Origin of the sequence: Burkholderia sp. Ac-20344 (assembly GCF_017104975.1) — a bacterium.
Taxonomy (GTDB): Bacteria; Pseudomonadota; Gammaproteobacteria; order Burkholderiales; family Burkholderiaceae; genus Burkholderia.
This window is the reverse complement of the sequence record NZ_JAAGPP010000293.1, coordinates 1-3,920: the sequence shown is the minus strand read 5'-3', so window position 1 is coordinate 3,920 and position 3,920 is coordinate 1. Positions and strand designations below refer to the sequence as shown.

Below are 3,920 nucleotides of genomic sequence, written 5' to 3'. Positions count from 1 at the left end.
GCAACGCGGTTCAGCGCGCCGAGCGCGTCACCGGCCGCGAGCGCGCGCGCGGCCGCCGTGATCAGCGAATCCATCCGAATCCCGACACACTTGTCACTCCCTCCGGCCCGATGCCCGCCACTAATCTAGCACCACGCACACGGCACCGGACGCCGTGCCCGGATACCCATCGGAAGGAGGAACCCGCCATGACGACCCATCTCACAGGAACGCGCGACGAATGGCTGGCCGCGCGCCGCGCGCTGCTCGACGCGGAAAAGGCGCTGACGCGGCAAAGCGACGAACTCGCACGGCGGCGCCAGGCACTGCCCTGGGTGCGCGTCGACAAGACCTACCGGTTCGACACCGAAGACGGGCAGGCAACGCTCGACGATCTGTTTCTCGGCCGTTCGCAACTGCTCGTCTATCACTTCATGTTCGGCCCCGACTACAAGGCCGGCTGCCCGTCGTGCTCGGCGCTCGCCGACGGGTTCGACGGCTTCGCCGTGCACCTGGCGAACCACGACGTGACGCTCGGCGCCGTGTCGCGCGCGCCGCTCGCGAAGCTGCTCGCTTACCGGCAGCGGATGGGGTGGAGCTTCCCGTGGGCGTCGTCGGTCGGCAGCGATTTCAACTTCGACTTCAATGTGTCGTTCACCGAAACGCAGCAGCGCACCGGCGACGTCGAGTACAACTACGCGCGGGCCGGCCACGCGATGGACATGGATCCGCCGCCGGCGCCCGTCGTGCAGTTCGCGGCGACCTGCGGCACCGACGCGGTCACGTATTCGCTCGACCGGCCGGGGATGAGTGCGTTCGTGCGCGAGGACGGCGCCGTCTATCACACGTACTCGACCTATGCGCGCGGGCTCGACGGGCTGTGGGGGATGTACCAGTGGCTCGATCGCGCGCCGCGCGGGCGCAACGAGACAGGCCCGTGGTGGCGCCGTCATGACGAGTACGCGCGCGGCTGAGCACGCCGGCAACGGATCGGCGCGCGCGATGGCACGGCCGGTGACCGGCGATGCGGGGCCCGATCCGCGGGCCTTCGGGGTGGCGCTCGTTGCCGTGTTCGCCGTTGCCGCGATCGCGAGCGTGGCGCAGCACGCGTCGATGGCGGCGATGGGCGGCGCGCCGGTGCCCGGCGGCTGGATGGCGCAGGCAACAGGGCTGCGGCCATGCGGATGGGGTGCCGGCCGCACGATCGCGGCGATGGCCGAGATGTGGGGCACGATGACTGTGGCGATGATGCTGCCCGTGCTGGCGCCAGTGCTCTGGCGATACCGGCAGAGCATTGGCCCACTGGCTGCGGCGCGTTCGACCTGGTTCGTCGTCGTGGCCGGTGCCGGGTATTTCGCCGTGTGGATGGCGCTTGGGGCGCTCGTGTTTCCGGTTGGCGCCGCACTGACGAGCGCGGCCGCACGGCTGCCGGCGCTCGCCCGCGCGATGCCGTTCGTGGCCGGCACGGTCGTATTGGCTGCAGGCGTCCTGCAATTCTCCGGATGGAAGGCGCGCCGGCTGGCGTGCTGCCGGCACGCGGCGACCTGCGTGCCCCAGCCGCGCGTGGAGGCCGGTGCAGCATGGCGGCACGGCGTGCGAGCCGCCATGCGATGCGGGGCGTGTTGCGGGAACCTGATGGCGGTCGCGCTGGCCGCCGGCATGATGGATCCGCGCGTGATGGCGGCCGTGACGGTTGCAATCGCCGCCGAACGCCTTGTGCCGGCCGGCGGGCGGGTTGCGCGGATCGTCGGCTGCGCCGTGGTCGCAGGCGGCATGGCGATGATCGTCCGCGCGGCCGGGCTGCTGTAACGCGGGGAAGGCGACGCGTTCGGCACGTCGCCGGGCCGCGCTTCACCGTCGCCGCTAGCGCCGCGTGGCCGGTCTGCAACAGGCGGACGGGCCGTTTCGCGGCCGGTTGCGCGAATGGCTCGATGCGGCGGTGAAACGAAAGGCGATCGAAAATGAACCGAACGGCGAACCGAACGATTCGGCCCCCGAACGGAGGAAAGTGGCTAAGCCGTTGTTCGTGTTGTGAAAATTCGCGGCGCTTCGCGTATAATTCGCTTTTGCGCCCATAGGATTTGCCATGCGTCTGATCCAAAAAGCACTCACTTTCGATGACGTGCTCCTCGTACCCGCCTTCTCCGACGTTCTCCCGCGCGACACCAGCCTCAAGACCAAGCTGACCCGCAACATCTCCCTGAACATGCCGCTCGTGTCCGCCGCCATGGACACGGTCACCGAAGGTCGCCTCGCGATCGCGATGGCACAGCAGGGTGGCGTCGGTATCGTCCACAAGAACCTGACGCCGGCCGAACAGGCCCGCGAGGTCGCGAAGGTCAAGCGTTTCGAATCGGGCGTCGTCCGCGATCCGATCACGGTCCCGCCGCAAATGAAGGTGCGCGACGTGATCGCGCTGTCGCGCCAGCATGGCATCTCGGGCTTCCCGGTCGTCGAAGGCCCGCAGCTCGTCGGTATCGTCACGAACCGCGACCTGCGTTTCGAAACCCGCCTCGATGAGCCGGTCAAGTCGATCATGACGCCGCGCGAGCGCCTCGTCACGGTCAAGGAAGGCACGCCGCTCGCCGAAGCGAAGGCGCTGATGCACAGCCACCGCCTCGAGCGCGTGCTGGTCGTCAACGACGCGTTCGAACTGCGCGGCCTGATGACCGTCAAGGACATCACGAAGCAGACCGAGCACCCGGACGCGTGCAAGGACGAACACGGCAAGCTGCGCGCAGGCGCGGCGGTCGGCGTCGGTCCCGACAACGAAGAGCGCGTCGAGCTGCTGGTGCAGGCCGGCGTCGACGTGATCGTCGTCGATACCGCGCACGGCCACAGCAAGGGCGTGCTCGAGCGCGTTCGCTGGGTCAAGCAGAACTTCCCGCACGTCGAGGTGATCGGCGGCAACATCGCGACGGCCGCCGCCGCGAAGGCGCTCGTCGAATACGGCGCTGATGCCGTCAAGGTCGGTATCGGCCCGGGCTCGATCTGCACGACGCGGATCGTCGCCGGTGTCGGCGTGCCGCAGATCAGCGCGATCGCGAACGTCGCGGAAGCGCTGAAGGGCACGGGCGTGCCGTGCATCGCCGACGGCGGCGTGCGCTTCTCGGGCGACGTGTCGAAGGCCCTCGCGGCCGGCGCGAACGCGGTGATGATGGGCAGCATGTTGGCGGGCACCGAAGAGGCGCCGGGCGACGTGTTCCTGTACCAGGGCCGCCAGTACAAGTCGTATCGCGGCATGGGTTCGGTCGGTGCGATGAAGGACGGCGCGGCAGACCGCTACTTCCAGGACAACTCGGCGAACATCGACAAGCTCGTGCCGGAAGGCATCGAAGGCCGTGTCGCGTACAAGGGTTCGGTCAACGCGATCCTGTTCCAGCTGGTCGGCGGTGTGCGCGCCAGCATGGGCTACTGCGGCTGCCGCACGATCGACGAGCTGCACGACAAGGCCGAATTCGTCCAGATCACCGCGGCGGGCATGCGCGAGTCGCACGTGCACGACGTGCAGATCACGAAGGAAGCGCCGAACTACCACGTGGACTGATCGCCGATGAAACCGCTGCTGCGAGCCGTGCTGATCATCGATGCCGTGCTGCTGCTGGCGTTCGGCGTGCTGTTCGTGCTGACGCCCTGGCAGTCGCTGTTCAACGCGCTGCAGCTTGCGAACGTCCAGCCGGCCATGCTCGGCCAGGCGTTCGGCATCGCGTTGCTCGGGCTCGCGTGGCTCGCGTTTCATGCAGCGTTCAACGGGGATCTCACGGCGCCGGTCGCGCGATCGGTCGGCCACGTGGTCTGGCTGACCGGCGCGCTGACGATCGTCTGGTCGATCGGCACCGGCAGCGGTCCCGCGCTCGCGGCCGCCGGCAGGGTGCTGTCGGCCGTGGCCGGCGTCGCGCTGATCGTGCTCGGCCTCGGCGGCGTGCGGCTCGCATCGGCCA

Annotated in this window: 4 protein-coding genes and 1 pseudogene; all 5 read left to right on the top strand. The window is 69.0% G+C overall.

The window, feature by feature from the left end; all coding sequences use genetic code 11:
• Positions 1–188 precede the first annotated feature (188 nt).
• On the top strand, positions 189–953 hold the full coding sequence (locus G3N64_RS38405; RefSeq protein WP_205788792.1) for a DUF899 domain-containing protein: 765 nt from the start codon (positions 189–191) through the stop codon (positions 951–953).
• Positions 954–981: 28 nt separating this feature from the next.
• The gene (locus G3N64_RS38400; protein WP_205788793.1) at positions 982–1,788 is read left to right on the top strand and encodes a DUF2182 domain-containing protein; all 807 of its coding nucleotides are present in this window, start codon (positions 982–984) and stop codon (positions 1,786–1,788) included.
• A gap of 64 nt (positions 1,789–1,852) precedes the next feature.
• The gene (locus G3N64_RS38395; protein ID WP_205788791.1) at positions 1,853–2,014 is read left to right on the top strand and encodes a hypothetical protein; all 162 of its coding nucleotides are present in this window, start codon (positions 1,853–1,855) and stop codon (positions 2,012–2,014) included.
• A gap of 51 nt (positions 2,015–2,065) precedes the next feature.
• Positions 2,066–3,526 (top strand): IMP dehydrogenase, encoded by a 1,461-nt coding sequence (gene guaB / locus G3N64_RS38390; RefSeq protein ID WP_027787106.1) that lies wholly within the window; start codon positions 2,066–2,068, stop codon positions 3,524–3,526.
• 6 nt (positions 3,527–3,532) lie between these two features.
• Positions 3,533–3,920: pseudogene (locus G3N64_RS38385) on the top strand (hypothetical protein); the annotation flags it as partial.